This is a genomic window from Streptomyces sp. NPDC004065, assembly GCF_044903565.1.
Classification (GTDB): Bacteria; Actinomycetota; Actinomycetes; order Streptomycetales; family Streptomycetaceae; genus Streptomyces.
In genome coordinates this window covers 86,750-106,146 of sequence record NZ_JBJDQT010000022.1, presented here as the reverse complement: position 1 = coordinate 106,146, position 19,397 = coordinate 86,750, and the positions used below count along the sequence as shown (strand labels likewise).

Genomic DNA, 19,397 nt, shown 5'->3' with positions numbered 1-19,397 from the left:
TGCGCCGGGGGCCCCGGGCGTCGGGCGCCGGACGTCGGGCTCGCCGGCCCGGCGCGGCCGCTACGTGAGGCCCGCCGCCTTGCGTTCCTCCGGGGTCAGCGGGGGGCCGGGCAAGGGGGGTTTCAGGGGGCCCGCGGCCGCCGCGAGCAGGACGGGCGGGGTCAGCAGCACCTCGGCCCGGCGCTCCAGGGAGGTCACGTCGGTGACGCGGCGGGCGATGCGGCCGTTGCCCGTGGCGGTGTGCATCAGCCGGTCGACGTAGGCGGACACGAGCCGGTCCCGCAGCGTCGGCCCGTCCGGGGTCGCGCCCGGGTAGAACACGTCCTGGCCGATCGCCAGGTCCCAGGCCGCGCCGACCGGGCGGGCCACCGCCCGCTGCACCCGCCGGGCCAGTCCGGGCGTGCCCCAGCCGTGGCGCCGTATCACGTCCCGCAGCACCAGGGCGCTCTGCGCGGCGGCCGCGAGACCGTGCCCGTAGACCGGGTTGAAGGCGGCGAGCGCGTCGCCGAGGACGGCGAAGTTGTCCGGCCAGGCCGGCATCCGCTCGTAGAAGTGGCGGCGGTTGACGGTCGCCCGGGTGAACGACACCCCGGACAGCGGCTCGGCGTGCTCCAGCAGCTCGCCGATCAGCGGATGCCGCAGCTCCTCGCGGGCGAACCGGACGAAGTCCTCGTCGGAGGCGGAGGGCCCGCCGCCGCGGGTGCCCGAGAGGGTGACGATCCACCGCCCGTTCTCGATGGGCAGCAGAAAGCCCGCCCGGCCGGGGCCGCCCTCCCGCGGGGCGGGCTGCACGTTGACCACCGGGAAGCCGTCCCGGGCCCCCTCGGGCGCGAGGTGGAGCCGGCTGGCGTACGCCAGACCGGGGTCGACCTCCCGCCGCTCGGGCTCGGGCAGGCCGAGTTCCGTCAGCCAGCGGGCCGCCGCCGAGCCCCGGCCCGTGGCGTCCACGACCAGCCCGGCCGGAAGCACCCGTTCGCCGTCGGCGGGGCCGGCGGGGTCCGCCGCGTCGGCCGCGCCGCGCGCCCGGCCGCCCGTGCGGACGCGGACCCCGGTGACCGCGCCAGGGCCGCCTACCAGCCCCAACGCCTCGGTGTCGTCGAGCAGTTCGATCCGGTCGTCGGCGAGGACCCGCGCGCGGACGGTCGCGTCCAGCAGGTCCCGGCCGGCCAGGATCACATGGTGGGACTCCGGCCAGCGCCGGAACCAGCCCCGCGCGGACAGGGCGACGATGCCGGTGGTGACCGGCAGTCTCCGCGCCCCGGCGGCCAGGAGCGCGTCGGTGAGCCCGGGCAGCAGCTCCTCCATGGCCCGCACGCCCCCCGACCACAGCATGTGCGCGTGCCGGGCCTGCGGCAGCCCCCTGCGCGGCTCCGGGCCCGCGGGCAGTACGTCGCGGTCGACGACGACCACCCGGTCGGCGAGGCCGGCCAGCGCGCCGGCCGCGAGCATGCCGGCGTGGGAGCCCCCGAGGACGACGGCGGTTCTGACTGGGGCGGAACGTTCATTCATGCGCGGGCACGCTCTCTGCCGGGGCGGCCGCGCGGGTGCGTACCGCCTCGATGACATCGGGGTGGCGAAGGGCCTGGGAGACGGCCTGGATCTCGCGCAGCAGATAGGCGGTGTCCGGGCCGGACGGCCCGGAGGCGCTGTCGGCCTCCGGGCAGCGCTGCCGGGCGGCGACGGCGTCCAGGACGGTCACGGCGGCGGCCAGGGCCTGCGCCCGGCCCGGTTCGTGGCCGAGGGCCAGGGCCGCGCCGTAGGACCGGGCCCGCAGTTCCTCGTCCAGGTGCCGGGACAGCTGAAGGAGCGCGTCCCGGATGAACGTCTCGCGGCGGATCAGGCGCAGTTCGGAGGTGGCGCGCGGGGCGAAGGGCACCCGGCCGCCGGTCACGGTCCGCGTCAGCCGGTACAGGGGACGCAGCCGCCAGTGGCCGCGGCGCACCCGCCAGCGCTCGTGCAGGTACTGGCCGACGTGCGGGACGATGAAGCCCACCGCGACCAGGGTGGCGGAGACGCAGGCGGCGGACGGCGCCAGGTCGGTGCTCAGCCAGTCCAGGTCGTGGCCGGTCCACCGGGCCACCACCGCGGTGAGCTTGGAGGCGTCGAAGACCAGGTTCGTGGCGTACCCCACGCCGAGGAACCGCAGCCCCCAGCGCAGCCAGGCGTCCAGGCCGTCGGTGCGGATCCAGTTCCAGATGAGCCGGGCCGTGATCGAGCAGGCCACGGTGTGCGCGAACAGGTAGAGCAGGATCTCCTCGCGCATGAACGGCGTGTTGGCGTAGTACGTGTCCAGGTCCCGCAGCCGCTCCACGGGGACGTCCGCCAGCGCGAAGAGCACCCACAGGGCGACGACCACGCCCGCGTACACGGACATCACCAGCCGGGTCGCGCGGCGGGTCTGGGCGGCGCGGTCGGCCAGGTCGTTGCGCCAGGCGATGATCAGCAGCAGCCAGGACGCGCACAGCGCGGTGAGCAGCGAGTACACCCAGGGCGCGGAGATGTTGGGCACGCCGGTGACCCGGTTGGTCCAGTGGATCGTCCCGGGGGCCGCGAAGACGAACACCGCGCAGGCGAAGAGCAGCAGCCCGCCCACGGCGCGCAGCAGCGGGTCCCGCCACATCTTGACGATGCTGGGCAGCTTGATCACCAGGGCGGTGCCGAGCACCGCGGTGGGGAGCCAGAAGGAGACGTAGTACTCGTCGAGCAGCCCCGCGGGGTCGAGGGCCGGGCGGGTCACCTCGCGGCTCCTCCGCGTCCGCGGTAGCCCAGCGACCGCTGGACGGGGTCGGGGCCGGGACCGGGACGCGGCGGCCCGCCCAGGCGGGTCCGGAAGACGGCGGCGAGGCGGTGGCCGAAGTCGTCGGCGGCGGCCTCGTCGGCCTCCCGGGAGCCGTTGCGCGCGGCCACGGTCAGCGCGGCGTCGCGCCAGCCGGGCTCCTCGGCCAGTACCCGGGCGGCGGTCGCGCCGGGCAGGTGGTGGTGCCGGTGCCCGGCGTGCAGGTGCCACAACTCGTGGCCCAGGATGACCAGTTGCTGCACGGCCTCGGCCCGCTCCTCCACGATCACCAGGTCGAAGTCCTGGAACTCCACCCACAGGCCGGTCACTTCGAGCTCGTCGGGGAAGCGCTCGAAGCGCAGCTCCACCGGCCGTCCGTCCCGCCGCGCGCTCATCGCCTCGCACAGCGCCCGGCACAACTCCCGTACGTCGCCGGGCGGCTCGGGCCGCGCGCGGACGTCCGCGGCGAGCCGGGCGGCCAGGGAGCGCATCGTCCCGCCCGGCCGGGCCCGCCGGACCAGACCGGCCGCGAGCCGGGCGGCCCGGCGGCACGCGCCCGCGTAGTCCATCGCCTCAACCCCTTCCGGCCGCCCCCGCGACGGGGCGGACCGTCCGAGCCTACGCGGCCGGATGTGTCCGCGTCATGCGATGCGGTGACCGTTGTTCACCGGCTGACGACCGCTTGTGCGCACGGACTCAGCGGCCGGGGCAGGCCACCGGTGTCACCGGCACGCCGCCCGCCGCGCTGCCCAGCAGGGTCAGCCGCACCCGCCCCGGGCCCGCCGGCGTGGTCAGCTCCGACAGCACCGCCAGCGCCAGGGTGTTCTCGCCCCGGGTGCGCAGGATGCCGTTGGGCAGCACGAAGGTGTGCTGCGGTCCGACGTCGTTGACGTACTGGCCCATGTTCCAGCCGTTGAGGAAGATCTGCGCGCGCCAGGCGCGGTGCGGGTCGTCCTCAAGCGTCAGCCCGATCGAGGCGTCGACCCCCGGGTCCACGGCCAGTTTGAACGTCGTCCGGTACCAGGTCACCCCCTGCCGGCGCGCGGCCCGCGGGAAGGTGGCCCGCTCCCAGTCGTGGTCGGGGAAGCCGGGCAGGTGCCAGCCCTCCCGCTCGCCGAACAGCCCGCCGTTGTTCATCGGCCCGCGCACCGGGTCGGGCGCGGCCGCGCCCTGGATGCGCCAGCGCACCTCGGGCGCGCCGCCGGTGAAGTCCACCGCCGTCAGCCCGCGGGCCGCCTTGTGCGTGTCCCGCGACCCGCCGTCCTGGTCGTGCGCCATCCGCCGCACCAGGACGGACAGTACGTGCCGGCCGGGCGTGCGCAGCCGCTCGCGCACCGCGAACCTGGCCGTCGCCTGCCAGGTGCCGCGGCGGATCGTGCCGTTGTCCGGCACCGGCATCCGGTGGGTGCCGAGCGGCTCGCCGTCCAGCCAGGCCATCAGCAGCCCCTGCGTGCCGGTGCTGTAGGCGAGCGAGACCGCCTCGACGCCGGTGGCGTCGGTGAAGGTGCCGCGGTACCACACGTCGCCGTAGTGGAAGCCGTAGTCGTCGGCGAACAGCACCGGCCGGCCCTCGGGCACCGGGGTCGTGCTGTGCGAGGACGTCCGGTCGGCCGGCTGCCAGCCGGAGTCGTCGAAGGAGGGCGCGGACTCGGGGTTCTCGTGGCGCATCCGCCAGCCGCCGAGCACGGGCAGCTCCACCTCGGGCACGCCGGGCAGCGGCGCGGTGGCGCGCAGGGAGCCCGAGCCGGTCGGGCTGGTGCGCACCGGGCGCCCGTTCCACGTCACGCTCCGCGTGCCGCGCGGCCCCCACACCTCCAGGCCGGTGGCCTCCACGGTGTCCCCGGTCAGCCGGAGCGTCCGGTCGTGCACGGCGGCGGTGCGCAGCAGCGCGGGACCGTACACCAGCAGCGAGCCCGACGGCGTCTCGTACGGCCACAGCCGCACGGAGGTCGCCTCGTCGGCGAAGAGCAGCAGCAGCGGCCGGGCGCCCTCGTCGCCCTCGACCCGCACCCCGATCAGACCGCCCGCGCCGAGCGGTACGACGATGTGCACCAGCCCCTGGTCGTAGACGTACGCGGCCTGCTGGCTGAGCCGGGTGACCAGCGGCTCCTCGGCGGACTCCAGCACCACCCGCGCCATGTCGCCGCGCCGGCCGCAGAACACGGCGACGTCCTGCCCGTCCGCGGTCATGAACAGCATCGGCTGCGCGGTGGCGTACCGCACCCTGCGCCCGCCCAGGTCCAGCCCGGTGACGAGCAGCCGGGCGTCCCGGGCCGGCACGGTCACCGGCAGTTCCTCGCCGGCGGCCGGCAGCCGGGAGGAGACCTCCTCGTCGCCGTCGTTGCGCACCACGTAGACGTGGGCGTCCGTGTCCGGGTTGGCCAGGTGGTACACCTTCAGCCCGGGCGCCTTCACGTCCGCCGCCGGGTCCAGCCTGGCGAAGTCGGGGATGCGCTGGAGCATGTGCCCCGTCTGGTGCATCGGCACCAGCTTGGAGGTCGGCCGCCGGCCCTCGTCCAGCGCGGCCCCGTAGTCGTACGACGTGTAGACCACCGGGGCGGGCAGCCAGCCCCACGAGGTGCCGCCGTAGGTCATGTAGACGTTGTGCAGCGTGATGCCGTTGGCGAGGTTGGTCAGGTGGAAGCGCCGCTCGTAGGCGGCGTCCCGGGTGCGCCGCGCCTCGGCGTACCCCTTGCCCTTGAAGAAGATCCCGCCCCACGGGTCGAACCAGCCGCCGCCGAACTCGGGCAGGAACCCGGGCGTGCGGGGGCTGGCGGTGGCCCCGCCGGTCCTGCCGCCGGTGCCGAAGCGCCCCCAGTCGGGCGGGGGCTGGGACGGCGAGGGGTAGCCGTCGAACCCGTACAGCCAACGGCCGCTCTCCCCGCCGGTGTCGAAGGACCCCGGGATCCAGTAGCCGTTCCTGGCCTTGTCGTTGTGGAAGAGGGGAACGTCGATGCCGTCGGCGCGGACCTTCTTGTAGAGGTGGGACATGTAGGCGCGGCCGGCCGGCTCGTCCACGTGGGCGTCGTACTCGTTCTCGATCTGGTAGAGCAGGACCGTGCCGCCGCCCCGGGTGTACAAGTGCCGTGCGGCGATGGCGTCGACACGGGTCAGCCACTCGTCGACGTGCTTGAGGTAGACCGGGTCTGCGGTCCGGGCGGAGCCCTCGGTGACGGTGAGCCAGCCGGGGAAACCGCCGCCGTCCACCTCGGCGTTGATGTAGGGGCCGGGGCGCAGCACGACGTACAGCCCGGTCTGCGCGGCCATGCGCAGGAACAGGTCCAGGTCGCGCACACCGGTGAAGTCGTACCTGCCCGGCGCGGGGGAGTGGTAGTTCCAGGCCACGTACACGCTCACGGCGTTGTAGCCGTGGGCGCGCATCTTCTGCAGCACGTCCAGCCACAGCGAGGGGCTGGGCAGCCGGAACGGGTGCATCTCGCCGGACCACAGCACCAGGCGCCGGCCGTCGACCAGCAGCGAGTGGCGGTCGAAGCCGACGCTGTGGCGGCGGCCGTCCGCGCTCGGCGGGGGCGGCGGCGGGCCCGTCGGCACCGAGCGGGCGGCGTACGCCGACGGCGCCCCCGGCCCGCCGCTGCCGCCCAGGGCGAGTCCGAGCGCGGCGGTGCCCGCGAGGGCGCTGAATGAACGTCTGCTGAGCGCCAAGAGTGTGCCTCCCGAGCGGCGATCCTACGGGGCGCGGGTGCCGCCATTCTCCACGCAACCGGGAGTCACAATGGACGCATGAGGATCTCGGCACGGGCGGATTACGCGGTACGGGCGGTTCTGGAACTGGCCGTGCGGCAGGGGGACGGCCCGGTGAAGGCCGAGGCCATCGCGGCGGAACAGGGCATTCCGCACAAGTTCCTCGAAGGCATCCTCGGCGATCTGCGGCGCGCGGGCGTGGTGACCAGCCGGCGCGGCGGGGGCGGCGGGTACGGGCTGGCGCGCGAGGCGTCGGCGATCACCGTGGCGGATGTGATCCGCGCGGTCGACGGGCCGATCGTGTCGGTGCGCGGGGAGCGGCCGACGGGCCTGGCCTACACCGGCTCGGCCGAGCCGCTGCTCCCGCTGTGGATCGCGCTGCGCGCCAATGTGCGCAAGATCCTGGAGGGCGTCACGGTGGCCGACATCGCGGCGGGCGCGCTGCCGGAGCCGGTACGGCGGCTGGCCGCGGAGCCGGCCGCGTGGGAGAACCCGTGAGGGGGCCGGGGCTCGTGAGGGGGTCCGTGAGGGGCCCGTGAGGGGGCCCTTCACACGCGTGAGTGAGCCGAAGTGAATGGCCGGAGAGTGACCTACTCGGGGTAGCGGCGGCTGCGTACGATTCCCAGCGCTCCCCGGCCTTCACAGCGCGTCCACCGTTCCTCCACGGGCGGGGAGCGCGTGCGCGCGCCCATTTGGCATGCGCATGACGCACCAGTGTCCAGGTCCACCCCCCACCGAACGGATGGAGAACCATGGCCGGCGGAATGCTCATGACCGGCGCGATCGCCGCGCTCCTGACCACCGCGCTTCCCGCGCCGCACTCCTCACCGGTGGTGACCGACCCGCCGCCGGACAAGATCGTCATCGACATCGCCACGGTGAACGGCTCCGGCTGTCCGCAGGGCACGGCCGCCGTCGCCGTCTCCCCGGACAACACCGCGTTCACGGTGACCTACAGCGAGTACCTCGCGCAGGCCGGCGGCAACTCCGATCCCACCGCGTTCCGCAAGAACTGCCAGCTCAACCTGATCGTCCATGTGCCGCAGGGCTTCACCTACGCCATCGCCAGCGCCGACTACCGGGGCTTCGCCTCGCTCCAGCGCGGGGCCGGCGGCACCCAGAGAGCCTCGTACTACTTCCAGGGCTCCCCGAACACCGCGTACAAGAACCACCCCCTCAGCGGCCCCTACAACGACGACTGGCAGGCCACCGACGAGACCGACTGGTCCCAACTGGTGTGGGCGCCCTGCGGAGTCCTGCGCAACTTCAACATCAACACGGAACTGCGGGTGAACGCGGGCAGTTCCGCGCCCGGCAAGGTCAGCTTCATGACCATGGACTCCACGGACGGCGACATCAGCACGGTGTACCACATGGCCTGGAAGCAGTGCCCGAGGAACTGACCCGCCCGGCGCCCTGACCCGGGTGTGGCCCGGGTCAGGGCGCCGGTGGTGCCGTGGGCGCCCTGTGAGCGGTCCGGGTCAGCCCGCCTGGCCCATGCCCGCCGCGTTGGGCCAGCTCTGCGGGTTGGGCCAGCCGGTGGCGGGGGCCGGGGTGAGGCCCTGGCTGTTCGGGGGCGGGGCGGTCATGCCGCGCACCTGGGCGGCCGTCAGACCCCCGCGGGCGGGGACGCCCGGCGGGGTCGGGCCGGCCGGCGCCGGGAACGAGGCCGCCGCCGGCATCGGTGCGGGTGCCGGGGCGGGGACGGGCACCGGTCCGCCGGGCAGCTGCGCGGCCGGGGCCATCGGCTGCATGGGCGCGGGCGCGGGCGTGGGTGCGGGTGCGGGTGCGGGTGCAGGCGCGGGTGCGGGCGTCGGCGTGGGCATCGGGGCGGGTGCGGGCTGCGCCGGCGGGGAGGCCGGGGACTGGGCCGCCGCCGGCACCGGCATCCCGGTGGCGCCCGGCTGCGCCGCTGGCGCGGCGGACGCCACGGCGGGGAGCGGCATGCCGTTGCCGGCGGCGGGCCCGGGAGCGGGACCGGCGCCGACGGCCTGGGCGGCCAGCCCCCGCACACCGGACCCGTTGGTCTCACTCATCAGCCGGTCGACCGCCGCCGTACCCGAGCTGTAGCTGGTCCCGGTGCCCAGCTCGGGTACGGCGGCTCCCCTCCTGGTCCCGTAGAGCACCTGTTCCATGGCGGACACCAGGCGACGCACGTCCACCTCGGGGCGCACCACGAGCCGCAGGAAGCGGCTGGATGAACCGATCTTGTTGCCGCACTCGCGGACCAGGATCCGGTGCTCGGTGAGCAGCCGGTCGCGGACCACCGTGCCCTCGGCGCCCACCGGCAGGCGCACGAAGAGGAAGTTGCCCTGGGACGGGTAGACCGTCAGGCCGGGCAGCGCCGAGAGGTGGCCGGCCATCTCCAGCCGGTCCCGGCGCACTTGTTGCAGGCTCTGCTGGTACTCGGCGCCGTGCTCCTTCAGCATGAAGACGACGTGCTCGGCGAAGGAGTTCAGGTTCCACTTCGGCAGCATCGAGCGGATGCGCCCGGCGAGCGCCGGGTTGGCGACCAGGTAGCCGAAGCGGATGCCGTGCAGCCCGAAGTTCTTGCCGAGGCTGCGCAGCACGACCACGTTCGGCCGCAGCATCGCCTCCTGCACCACGCTCGGTTCGGCCTCCGCGTCGGCGAACTCCAGGAACGACTCGTCGATCACCACCAGGTCCAGGTCGGCCATGGCGTCCATGAACTGCACCACCGCGTGCCGGGGCAGGAAGCCGCCGTCCGGGTTGTTCGGGTTGCAGATCACCGCGACCTTGGTCCCGCGCTTGCGGATGAACGCCCCGTACTGCCCGAGGTCCAGGGCGAACCCGTTGGCCTCCTGCAGCGGGAACATGTCGACCCGCTTGCCGGTCTCCATCGGCTGGTCGGTCCAGCGGCCGAAGGTGGGCACGGGCACCGCGAGCGACTCGCGGACCAGCAGATGGTCGATCCAGGTGATCAGCTCGGTGGAGCCGTTGCCCATCGCCACGCACTGCTGCGGCAGTTGCAGCAGCTCGCACAGCTCGGCCGTGATGGTGTCGGCGCTGGAGGGGTAGTACGTGATGATGTCCCGCAGCCGCGCCGCCATGTCCTCGAACATGGCGGGCGTGGGGAAGTAGGGATTGCAGGGGATGCAGAAGTCCACCGGACCGGCCCCGTCGCCGCCCTCCCGCGTCAGCGCCGCCATCGACGGGCTGTGCGCCGCGGTGCCGCGGAACAGCGAGGTGACGTTGTCGGCCATGGAACCTCCGTATGGGGCGGGCCCGGCCTGGAGACGGCCGGGCCCGTCGTCTTTGGGCGGCCCGTGCGGGGGAGCACGGGCCGCCCATGGATACGGAGGCGGACGGGACGCCGTTCAACCCATGTGTGGGACGTGTGTCCGATGGGTAGGGGCCCCCGGCCTCCTCACGAACCGGACTTGCGCTTGTTCCACACGTCGAACCCGACCGCCACCAGCAGCGCGAGGCCCTTGATGACCTGCTGCCAGTCGGTGCCGACGCTCAGCAGGTTCATGCCGTTGTTCAGCACGCCGAGGACGAGACCGCCGATGATCGCGCCGAGGACGGTGCCCACACCGCCGCTCATGGACGCGCCGCCGATGAACGAGGAGGCGATCGCCTCGAGTTCGAAGTTCACGCCCGCCTTGGGCGAGGCCGCGTTCAGCCGGGCGGCGACCACCAGACCCGCCAGGGCCGCGAGCACGCCCATGTTCAGGAACACCTGGAAGGTGACCCGCTTGTCCTTGACGCCGGACAGCTTCGCGGCGGGCAGGTTGCCGCCGATCGCGTAGATGTGGCGGCCGAAGACGGCGTTGCGCATGACGTAGCCGTAGCCGACCACCAGGGCGCCCAGAATGATCAGGATGATCGGCGCGCCCTTGTAGCTGGCGAGCAGCAGCGTCAGGACGAGGATCGCGGCGACCAGGGCGACCAGCTTCAGCGCGAACATCCGCGCGGGCAGCACGTCCAGGGAGAACTCCTGCTGGCGGCGCCGGTCGCGCACCTCCTGCCACACCACGGCGGCGATCAGCACCAGGCCGAGCAGCAGGGTGAGGTTGTGGTAGTTCGTTTCCGGGCCGGTCTCGGGCAGGAAGCCGTTGCCCATCTTCTGCAGGCCGTCCGGGAACGGGCCGAGGGTCTGCCCCTTGAGCAGGATCTCCGTCAGACCGCGGAACAGCAGCATTCCGGCCAGTGTGACGATGAACGACGGTATCCCGAGATACGCGATCAGGAACCCCTGCACGGAGCCGGCCACCGCGCCCACCAGCAGGCACAGCACCAGCGCCACCGGCCACGCCACATGGTGGCTGACCGTGAGCACGGCCGCGAAGGCGCCCACGAACGCGGTGAGCGAGCCGACCGACAGGTCGATGTGCCCGGCGATGATCACCAGCATCATGCCGATCGCGAGGATCAGGATGTAGCTGTTCTGCAGCACCAGGTTGGAGACGTTGCGCGGCAGCAGCAGGTCCCCGCCGGTCCAGATCTCGAACAGGACGACGATCAGGCCGAGCGCGATCAGCATGCCGTACTGGCGCATGTTGCGGCGCAGTCCGCTCAGCACCAGCCGGAGCAGGCCGCCGGCGGCGCCCGCTCCGCTTCCGCCCGGCGGCGCGGGGGCCGGGCTCTTGGCGGTCACATCCGTGCTCATCGGGTTACCTCTTTGTCCTTGGTCATCCGGCGCATCAGCGCTTCCTGTGTGGCCTCGGCCCGCGGTACCTCGCCGGTCAGCCGCCCGGCGGCCATGGTGTAGATGCGGTCGCACATGCCGAGCAGTTCCGGCAGTTCGGAGGAGATGAAGACGACCGCCTTGCCCTGGGCGGCCAGCTGGTCGATGACCGTGTAGATCTCGTACTTGGCGCCCACGTCGATGCCCCGCGTGGGCTCGTCCAGGATCAGCACATCGGGACCCGAGAAGATCCACTTGCTGAGGACGACCTTCTGCTGGTTGCCGCCGGACAGCTTGCCCACCGGCTCGAAGACCGTCGGCGCCTTGATGTTCATGGACGTGCGGAAGCCCTCGGCGACCTGCCGCTCCTCGTGCTCGTCCACCACACCCCGCCGGGCGACCTTGCGCAGCGCGCTCAGCGAGATGTTCCGGTTGATGGTGTCGATGAGGTTCAGGCCGTAGTGCTTGCGGTCCTCGGTGACGTAGGCGATGCCGTGGCCGACCGCCTCCGCGACGGTCCGGGTGCGTATCTCCTCGCCGTCCTTGAGGACCGTGCCGCCCGCGTACCGGCCGTAGGTGCGGCCGAAGACGCTCATCGCGAGCTCCGTGCGGCCGGCGCCCATCAGGCCCGCGATGCCCACGATCTCCCCGCGCCGCACCTCGATCGACACGTCGTCGACGACCTTGCGCTGCTGGTCGATAGGGTGGAGGACGGTCCAGTCGCGGATCTCCAGGGCGGGCGCGGCGCCCTCCTCCGGCCGGTGCGGGGTCCGCTGCGGGAAGCGGTGGTCGAGGTCGCGCCCCACCATCCCGGAGATGATCCGCTCCTCCGTCGTCTCCGGCGCCTTCACGTCGAGGGTCTCGATGGTGCGGCCGTCGCGCAGGATCGTCACCGAGTCGGCGACCCTGCGGATCTCGTTGAGCTTGTGGGAGATGATGATCGAGGTGATGCCCTGGTTCTTCAGCTCCAGGATCAGGTCGAGCAGCTTGCCGCTGTCCTCGTCGTTCAGCGCCGCCGTCGGCTCGTCCAGGATCAGCAGCTTCACCTGTTTCGACAGCGCCTTGGCGATCTCCACCAGCTGCTGCTTGCCGACCCCGATGTCGGCGACCCGGGTCTCCGGGTGCTCGTCGAGGCCGACGCGGCGCAGCAGTTCGGTGGCGTGCCTGAGGGTGTCGTTCCAGTTGATGAAGCCGCGCCGGGCGTGCTCGTTGCCGAGGAAGATGTTCTCGGCGATGGACAGGAACGGCACCAGCGCCAGTTCCTGGTGGATGATGACGATGCCGCGGTGCTCGCTCGCCCGGATGTCCTTGAAGCGGCAGACCTCCTGCTCGAAGAGGATCTCCCCCTCGTAGGTGCCGTGCGGATGGACGCCGGAGAGCACCTTCATCAAGGTGGACTTCCCGGCGCCGTTCTCGCCGCAGATGGCGTGGACCTCGCCCTGACGGACCGTCAGTGTGACGTCCGACAGCGCCTTGACACCGGGAAAGGTCTTGACGATCGAGCGCATTTCCAGGACGGGTCCCGCCATGGTCGTGCCTTCCAGTCGTGTGCGGTCGGTGGGAGCGGGCGGTTACTTGAGCTGGGCGTCGGTGTAGTAGCCGCCCTTGACCAGGACCTCTTCGTAGTTGGACTTGTCCACGCTCACCGGCTGGAGCAGGTAGGACGGCACGACCTTGGTGCCGTTGTCGTACGACTTGGTGTCGTTGACCTCGGGCTTCTTGCCGTTCAGCACGTCGTCGACCATGCTCGAGGCGACGTCGGCGAGCTTGCGGGTGTCCTTGTAGACGGTCTGCGTCTGCTGGCCGGCGATGATCGACTTCACCGAGGCGAGCTCGGCGTCCTGGCCGGTGATGACCGGCAGCGGCTTGCTCTTGGAGCCGTAGCCGTCCGACTTCAGCGCGGAGAGCACGCCGATGGAGATGCCGTCGTACGGCGAGAGGACCGCGTCGACCCGCTGGCTCTTGTAGGACGAGGTGAGGATGTCGTCCATGCGCTTCTGGGCGGTGGCGCCGTCCCAGCGCAGGGTGGTCACCTGGTTGAGTGCGGTCTGGCCGGAGCGGACGACCAGCTTCTTGCTGTCGATGTACGGCTTCAGGACGCTCATCGCGCCGTTGAAGAAGTACTTGGTGTTGTTGTCGTCGTTGGAGCCGGCGAACAGCTCGATGTTGAAGGGGCCCTTGCCGCTCTTCAGGCCGAGCTTGTCGACGATGTAACCGGCCTGCAGCTCGCCCACCTTGGTGTTGTCGAAGGAGGCGTAGTAGTCGACGTTCTTGGTGCCGAGGATCAGCCGGTCGTAGGCGATGACCGGGATCTTGGCGTCCGCGGCCTCCTGCAGCACGTTGTTGAGGGACTTGTTGTCGATGGCCGCCACGATCAGGCCCTTGACGCCCTGGGTGATCAGGTTCTCGATCTGCGAGACCTGGGTGTCCGGGTCGTCCTCGCCGTAGACCAGCTTGGTCTTGTAGCCCTTGGCCTGGAGGTTCTTGACGACGTTGTTGCCGTCGGCGATCCAGCGCTCGGAGGACTTCGTCGGCATGGCGATGCCGATGGTGCCGCCCTTGGCGTCGCCCTTGTCCTGCTTGCTGCCGCCCTCGCTGTTCTGCCCGCAGGCGGTCAGGGTGAGGGCGAGGGAGGCGCCGGTGGCCAGTGCGGCGAGTGCGGCTCTGCGGTTGCGCATGGTCATCATCCTTGAGGTGGTGTGCGGGTCGGTCGGTCCGGGTGGTGCGGGTGGTGCTGGGGTACTGGCGGTGCGGGTGGTGCGGCCGTCGCTGCGGCGGTGCTACGGCGGTGCGTTGGTGCTGCGGCGAGGGGCGGGGGCGCTGCTCGGAGTGGGGCGGGGAACGGTGCCGGACTGGTTGGCCGCGAACGGTTGTGTGGGATTGTGCGCGGCTGTGTGGGCTTCTGTGAAGCTCAGTTTCCGGAACGTTATGCCGGTGTGTCGAAGCGGTTCAGCGGCCCGGGCAGCCGGGAGCCGAGCGGCGCCATGTCGCCGGCCGCCCCGTGCCGGGCCAGCAGGTCCAGCGCGAGCCGGCCGCGGCGCACCCGTTCCCGGGCCGTGGCCAGGGTCAGCTCCCGCAGATGGTGGCCGTAGGGGTAGATGCCGGGCGCCTTGGACAGGCCGAACTTCAGGTAGAGCGGCGCGCCGCGCCGGATCAGCTCGGCGACCTCGTACATCCGCACATAGCCGCCGAGGTCGTCGGGGGCCTCGATGTACATGTCCATGGGGGCCGCCGACACCCTCCGGATCTCGGTGAGGTGGTCGAGCGTCAGGTCGCTGGGCACATTGACGGAGTCGGCGCCCAGGCGCTCGAAGACGGCGTACGAGGCCGGGTTGACCGGGCCGATGAGCGCGGACACCTTCAGTGTGGTGCCGGCCGGGAGGATGCCGGCCGCGCGCGCCCGGTGCAGCGTCCACAGCACGCCCTCGTCGGCCACCAGCAGGCACCTGACGCCCAGCTCCGTCGCGCGCACGGCGTCCTCGACGCACCCGGCGACCGCGTCGTGGCCGCGGGCGCGCAGGCCCGCCCCGCGCGAGTCGGAGCGCACCGAGCCGCCGATGTCCCAGGTGCCGCGCGGACCGGTGAACAGGCAGAGCTCGATGTCCCGTTCGGCGGTGGCGTCCACCATCTCGGTGATCTCGGAGTCGGTCAGCATCCAGACGCCGCTGCCCTGGCTGATGCGGTGGATCGGCACGTCGAGCCGAGCGGACTCCTTCAGGACCACGGCCAGCGCCTCGGGGCCCTCGCAGGAGGGTATTTCGGTGCGCCAGCGGCCACCGCCGGGGAAGGTGTGCGGCGAGGCGTCGGCGGGGTCGGGGGCAGGGGTGGTCAGGCCGAGGGTGGTGAGAACCTGCTCACCGGGCCTGCGGGCCGCCGTGGCGGAAGCGTCGGTCACTGGCTGTCCTTCGTGTTTCTCCGGGCCATCGAGCCTGTTCGGGATATCGGACGTGGTTCGTGGCCGTGGGTGTGGAAAAGGCCCGGCGGTGCGCCGGCCACTGCGGTGCGGCCCGGACGCCGGGGTGTCGCCCGGACGCCGGGGTGTCGCCCGGGCGTTGGAGCTGGGCCGCCCGGCCACCGTTCCCGGGCGGACCGCTCAAACGCCGACCCGGGCCCGGGCCGGCCCGGCGCCGGACCCCGCCCGTCCGGGTCCGGCGCCCGGCTCAGGGGCGGAGCAGCACCTTGCCGACCGTGGGGTCGCCCGCCCCGACCAGCTCGATGGCCCGGGCGAACTCGGTGAGCGGGAGCTCGTGGCTGACCAGCGGCAGCGGATCGAGCAGGCCCGCCGCGAACATCCGCACCGCGTGCGCCCAGGCGCCGGGCGGCGCCCCGAAGACCGTGTGCACCTCCAGTTGCCGTACGACCAGGTCGGTCGGGTCCAGGCCGTCGGCGCCCGGCGCCGGGATGCCGGTCAGCACCAGCCGCCCGCCGCGCCGGAGCAGCCCGGCCGCGGTCCGGGCCGCGTCCGCGGACCCGGCGGTCTCGATCACCACGTCGAAGCCGTCGGGCAGCGCCGAGTCGCCGTCCTTGGTGCGGAAGCCGGTGGCGCCGAACCGCCGGGACAGCGCCGCCCGGTCGTCACGAGTGCCGACCACCAGCAGCTCGGCCGGCGAGACCGCCCGCAGGAACTGCACGGCGAACATCCCGAGGGTGCCGGTGCCGACCACCGCGACCCGCTCGCCGGGCCGGGCGCCGGCCTTCAGCGCGGCGGCGGCCACACAGGCGGCGGGCTCCAGCAGGGCGGCGGCGGTGAGGTCGGCGCCGTCGGGCAGGACGTGCAGCAGCCGGGCCGGCAGCGTCAGGGTGCCGGCCATCGCACCCGGCCGGGTGAAGCCGGTCTCCTCGTACCCGGCGGTGCACAGGGTGGTCTCGCCCGCGTGGCAGCGCTCGCAGACCTGGCAGTTGCGGAAGCCCTCGCCGACCACCTTGCGGCCGACGAGTCCCGCGGGGACGCCCGCGCCCACCCGGCGCACCGTCCCGGACCACTCGTGGCCGGGCGTGAGCGGGTAACGGACGTACCCCTCGGGCCGGTTGCCCTGGTACAGCTCGCGGTCGCTGCCGCAGACGCCGACCGCGTGCACGGCGACCAGCGCCTCGCCGGGACCGGGGTCGTGCGGTGTGTGCTCCACCAGCCGGTGGGCGCCCGGCGCCTCGACGACGACGGCGGTGCTCATCGTCCCTCCCGGGGGTCGCGCTTCTCCCAGCCCTCGGCCCACAGGTCGAAGTGGGCGCGCTGCTGCGGGAACTCGGCCGCCGCGTCGACGTCCAGCTCCACGCCGAGGCCCGGGGCGTCGGAGAGGTGGAAGCAGCCGTCCTCCGGGTCCACCCGCGGGGCGCCCTTGACCACCTTCTTGATCTCCGCGTCCGCGAAGTCGTTGAAGTGTTCGAGGATCTTGAAGTTCGGGGTGGTGAAGCCGACCTGGAGGGAGGCGGCGGTGAGCACGGACCCGCCGACGTTGTGCGGCGCGACCAGCAGGTAGTGGGTCTCGGCGGTGGCGGCGAGCTTGCGGGTCTCCCAGATGCCGCCGATGTGGCCGACGTCCGGCTGGAGGATGTCGGCGGCCTGGCTCTCGAACAGCTCGCGGAACTCGATGCGGTCGTGGATGCGCTCCCCGGTGGCGATGGGGAGGTCCACCTTGGCGGCGACCTTCTCCAGTGCCTTGAGGTTCTCCGGCGGGCACGGCTCCTCCAGCCAGGCCGGCCGGTACGGCGCCAGCTCCCGGGCCAGCCGCACGGCGGTGGCGGGGGAGAAGCGGCCGTGCATCTCCAGCATCAGCTCCGCGTCCGGGCCGATGGCGTCGCGCACCGCCTCGATGAGCGAGACGGCGTAACGGGTCTGCTCGTGGTCCAGTTCGAAGTGGCCGGTGCCGAAGGGGTCGATCTTCAGCGCCCGGTAGCCGCGGGCGACGACCTCCTGGGCGGCCTTGTGGTACGCCTCCGGGGTGCGCTCGGTGGTGTACCAGCCGTTGGCGTACGCCTTGACCCGGTCGGTCACCCTGCCACCCAGCAGCTGCCACACCGGGACCCCCAGGGCCTTGCCCTTGATGTCCCAGCACGCCATCTCCACGACCGCGATGCCGGACATGACGATCTCACCCGCGCGGCCGTAGTCGCCGTACTTCATCCGGCGGACCAGGTCCTCGACCGCGAACGGGTCGGAGCCGAGGATGTGGTTGGTCTCGGCCTCCCGCAGATAGCCGATCAGCGCGTCGGTGTGGCCCAGCATCCGGGTCTCGCCGACTCCCGTGATCCCCTCGTCGGTGTGGACCTGGACATAGGTCAGGTTGCGCCACGGAGTGCCGACCACGTGTGTGCTGATTCTGGTGATGCGCACGGCAGTTGCCCCTCGGCTGTCGTTCCGCGCTGCTCGCGCCGCACGGTCTCGTGCTGTTGTGTTGTTCGGTATTTCGTCACACGTTCGAAATGCTGGCGTGACAGTAGGGAGGGGGCGAGGGGGGTGTCAATGGGGCGAACGGGTAACGGTTTCGGCAAACTCTCCGGGAACCCTTTCGGTCCCCCACAGAACCTTCACAGTGGCGCCTAGGAACGTGACCCGCGCGGAACTTAGTCTTCCGGCGTCATGAACTACTGCCACCCGTGCCGCCGGCACCTGAACGGCGCCCTCACCTGTCCCGGATGCGGCACCCCGGCCGAGAACCTCCCCGTGTACGGGCAGGAGGCGTACGCGCCTTCGGGGGCGGGAGCGGGCGCCGGCGCCGCGGCGGGCGCGGTCCCGTACGGGGGCGCGGGCGGGGGCGCCGGTACGGCACCCGGCGCCGGCGCCGGACCCACCGGGGCCCCCGAAGCCCCGCCGCCGGACGGCGACTTCGGCCACCCCGGACAGTACGGCCACCCCGGACGCCACGGGGACGCCGGACAACACGGGGACGCCGGGCGCTACGAGAGCGCCGGACGGTACGAGGACGCCGGGCGGTACGAGGGTGACGGACCGTACGAGGACGCCGGGCGCCGCGAGGACCCCGAGGGGTACGAGGACGCCGGGCAGGACGAAGGCGACGGCCCCGCCACGACGCGAGGGCGCGCGGAACGCCGGCAGGCGCGCGGGCGCGGGCGCGGGCGGGGCCAGGGCGCCGGCGGCCCCGAGGATGCGGCCAGCCGCCGCGACCGCAAGGCGGCGGCCCACCGCAGACGCCGCCGCCGGACGCTGCTGGTCGCCGCGGGATTCGTCCTGGCGGCGGGCGGTCTGAGCCTGGCCGAACTGGGCGTCGACGCACCGGGACTGCCCGGATTCTCCAGCCCGGGCCCGGCCGATGCGGCGGGCGGCGCCGAGACGGACGGCGGCAAGGCGTCCCCGGGCGCGGACGGGACGGCCCGCCCCTCGGGCGGCGGCACCGCCGGGACCACTGCCGGCAGGACCCCGGACGCGTCGAAGTCCGCGTCCCCCTCCGCCTCGCCGAAGGACGACAAGGCCGAGCCGGACAAGAGCGCGACGAGCACTCCCGGCCGGCCGGCCACGCCGACGCCGGGCACGGTCCCGGGCACGGGCGGCGCGCCGTCGTCCGCACCCACCCAGCAGACCCCCCGGTCGACGCCCACCGCGACCACCGGCCCGACGACCGCCCCCACGCCGACGCCGAAACCGACGAAGACGTGCAAGCGGTTCCTGTGGTGGTGCTCGTAGGCCCGGCGCCGACACGGGCGGACACGCCCCCGGCCTCCCGCCGTGGCACGCCCCGCCGCGCCGCCTACCGCCTCCGCCGCCCCGGGCCGGACGGCCCGAACCCGGCCCGTTGACCCGCGCCCGCCGGAGCCGCCGCACCCGGCCCGGTCCGCCCCGGCCCGCCAGGGCTCAGGCTCCAGGCCCCACGTCCAGCATCCGCCGCAGCAGGTCGCGCAGGGCCAGCCGCTCGCCCTCGGACAGCCCGGCCAGCGGCTCGCGGGCGAACCGCAGGCCCTCCCGCAGATCTCGGGCCACCCGGCGCCCCTCCTCCGTGGCGGCGGCCACCTTCACCCGGCGGTCCGCCGGGTCGGAGCGCCGCTCCACCAGGCCGCGCGCCTCCAGCCGGTCCACGATCCCCGTCACGTTCGACGGCTCGCACTTGAGCTTCTGCGCGAGCTTGCGCATCGGCAGCGGCTCCAGCGACAGCAGGCTCAGCAGCCGGGCCTGGGCGCCGGTCAGCGCGTGCTCCCCGGCCGCCTCCTCGTAGTCCTCGTAGAACCGGGCCACGACGTCCCCGATGAGCTCGACGACCTCCATGGTCAGCTCGTCGGGGCGGCGGGTATGCGGTGCAGTGGCCATGTCGTCCAGGA

Annotated in this window: 15 protein-coding genes; 3 read left to right on the top strand and 12 right to left on the bottom strand. The window is 73.1% G+C overall.

Annotation, left to right across the window (positions count from 1 at the left end):
* Positions 1–60 precede the first annotated feature (60 nt).
* The 4 genes from ACI2LW_RS22755 to ACI2LW_RS22740 all read right to left on the bottom strand — a co-directional run bounded on the left by ACI2LW_RS22755 (position 61) and on the right by ACI2LW_RS22740 (position 6,439).
* Complete coding sequence (locus tag ACI2LW_RS22755) at positions 61–1,509, bottom strand: NAD(P)/FAD-dependent oxidoreductase (RefSeq protein ID WP_404733040.1); 1,449 nt, start codon at positions 1,507–1,509, stop codon at positions 61–63.
* Positions 1,502–2,737 (bottom strand): MAB_1171c family putative transporter, encoded by a 1,236-nt coding sequence (locus ACI2LW_RS22750; protein WP_404733039.1) that lies wholly within the window; start codon positions 2,735–2,737, stop codon positions 1,502–1,504. Before ACI2LW_RS22750 ends, ACI2LW_RS22755 begins: the two co-directional genes overlap by 8 nt.
* Entirely contained in the window at positions 2,734–3,345 is a 612-nt protein-coding gene (locus ACI2LW_RS22745) for a toxin-antitoxin system, toxin component family protein (RefSeq protein ID WP_404733038.1), read from the bottom strand. The genes ACI2LW_RS22750 and ACI2LW_RS22745 overlap by 4 nt, the downstream gene beginning before the upstream one ends.
* Positions 3,346–3,472: 127 nt before the next feature.
* Positions 3,473–6,439, bottom strand: a complete 2,967-nt coding sequence (locus ACI2LW_RS22740; protein ID WP_404733037.1) for a beta-galactosidase — start codon at positions 6,437–6,439, stop codon at positions 3,473–3,475.
* A gap of 78 nt (positions 6,440–6,517) precedes the next feature.
* Between ACI2LW_RS22740 and ACI2LW_RS22735 the strand changes: the two genes are divergently transcribed.
* Both ACI2LW_RS22735 and ACI2LW_RS22730 read left to right on the top strand, forming a co-directional pair.
* A complete protein-coding gene (locus ACI2LW_RS22735) occupies positions 6,518–6,976 on the top strand; it encodes an RrF2 family transcriptional regulator (protein WP_404733036.1) in 459 nt (152 codons plus the stop codon).
* 254 nt (positions 6,977–7,230) lie between these two features.
* Positions 7,231–7,881 (top strand): DUF4360 domain-containing protein, encoded by a 651-nt coding sequence (locus ACI2LW_RS22730; RefSeq protein WP_404733035.1) that lies wholly within the window; start codon positions 7,231–7,233, stop codon positions 7,879–7,881.
* A 78-nt stretch (positions 7,882–7,959) separates the two neighbouring features.
* Here ACI2LW_RS22730 and ACI2LW_RS22725 read toward each other — a convergent pair whose 3' ends face one another.
* From ACI2LW_RS22725 to ACI2LW_RS22695, 7 genes are all read right to left on the bottom strand, one after another.
* Positions 7,960–9,702, bottom strand: coding sequence for a pyridoxal phosphate-dependent aminotransferase (locus tag ACI2LW_RS22725; protein ID WP_404733034.1), 1,743 nt, complete (start codon positions 9,700–9,702; stop codon positions 7,960–7,962).
* 164 nt (positions 9,703–9,866) lie between these two features.
* The gene (gene mmsB / locus ACI2LW_RS22720; protein ID WP_404733033.1) at positions 9,867–11,111 is read right to left on the bottom strand and encodes a multiple monosaccharide ABC transporter permease; all 1,245 of its coding nucleotides are present in this window, start codon (positions 11,109–11,111) and stop codon (positions 9,867–9,869) included.
* Complete coding sequence (gene mmsA / locus ACI2LW_RS22715) at positions 11,108–12,658, bottom strand: multiple monosaccharide ABC transporter ATP-binding protein (protein ID WP_404733032.1); 1,551 nt, start codon at positions 12,656–12,658, stop codon at positions 11,108–11,110. Before mmsA ends, mmsB begins: the two co-directional genes overlap by 4 nt.
* A 42-nt stretch (positions 12,659–12,700) precedes the next feature.
* A complete protein-coding gene (chvE, locus tag ACI2LW_RS22710) occupies positions 12,701–13,807 on the bottom strand; it encodes a multiple monosaccharide ABC transporter substrate-binding protein (protein ID WP_404733031.1) in 1,107 nt (368 codons plus the stop codon).
* A 248-nt stretch (positions 13,808–14,055) separates the two neighbouring features.
* Positions 14,056–15,024 (bottom strand): hypothetical protein, encoded by a 969-nt coding sequence (locus ACI2LW_RS22705; protein ID WP_404733030.1) that lies wholly within the window; start codon positions 15,022–15,024, stop codon positions 14,056–14,058.
* Between the two features lie 265 nt (positions 15,025–15,289).
* On the bottom strand, positions 15,290–16,300 hold the full coding sequence (locus ACI2LW_RS22700; RefSeq protein ID WP_404733029.1) for a zinc-binding dehydrogenase: 1,011 nt from the start codon (positions 16,298–16,300) through the stop codon (positions 15,290–15,292).
* Positions 16,297–17,460: a mandelate racemase/muconate lactonizing enzyme family protein gene (locus ACI2LW_RS22695; protein WP_404733028.1), complete on the bottom strand. Its 1,164-nt coding sequence runs from the start codon at positions 17,458–17,460 to the stop codon at positions 16,297–16,299. Before ACI2LW_RS22695 ends, ACI2LW_RS22700 begins: the two co-directional genes overlap by 4 nt.
* Before the next feature lie 246 nt (positions 17,461–17,706).
* Between ACI2LW_RS22695 and ACI2LW_RS22690 the strand changes: the two genes are divergently transcribed.
* On the top strand, positions 17,707–18,768 hold the full coding sequence (locus ACI2LW_RS22690; protein ID WP_404733027.1) for a hypothetical protein: 1,062 nt from the start codon (positions 17,707–17,709) through the stop codon (positions 18,766–18,768).
* Positions 18,769–18,936: 168 nt separating this feature from the next.
* Here the strand turns inward: ACI2LW_RS22690 and ACI2LW_RS22685 are convergent, their stop codons facing one another.
* Positions 18,937–19,386: a MarR family winged helix-turn-helix transcriptional regulator gene (locus ACI2LW_RS22685; RefSeq protein ID WP_404733026.1), complete on the bottom strand. Its 450-nt coding sequence runs from the start codon at positions 19,384–19,386 to the stop codon at positions 18,937–18,939.
* Between the last annotated feature and the right edge of the window lie 11 nt (positions 19,387–19,397).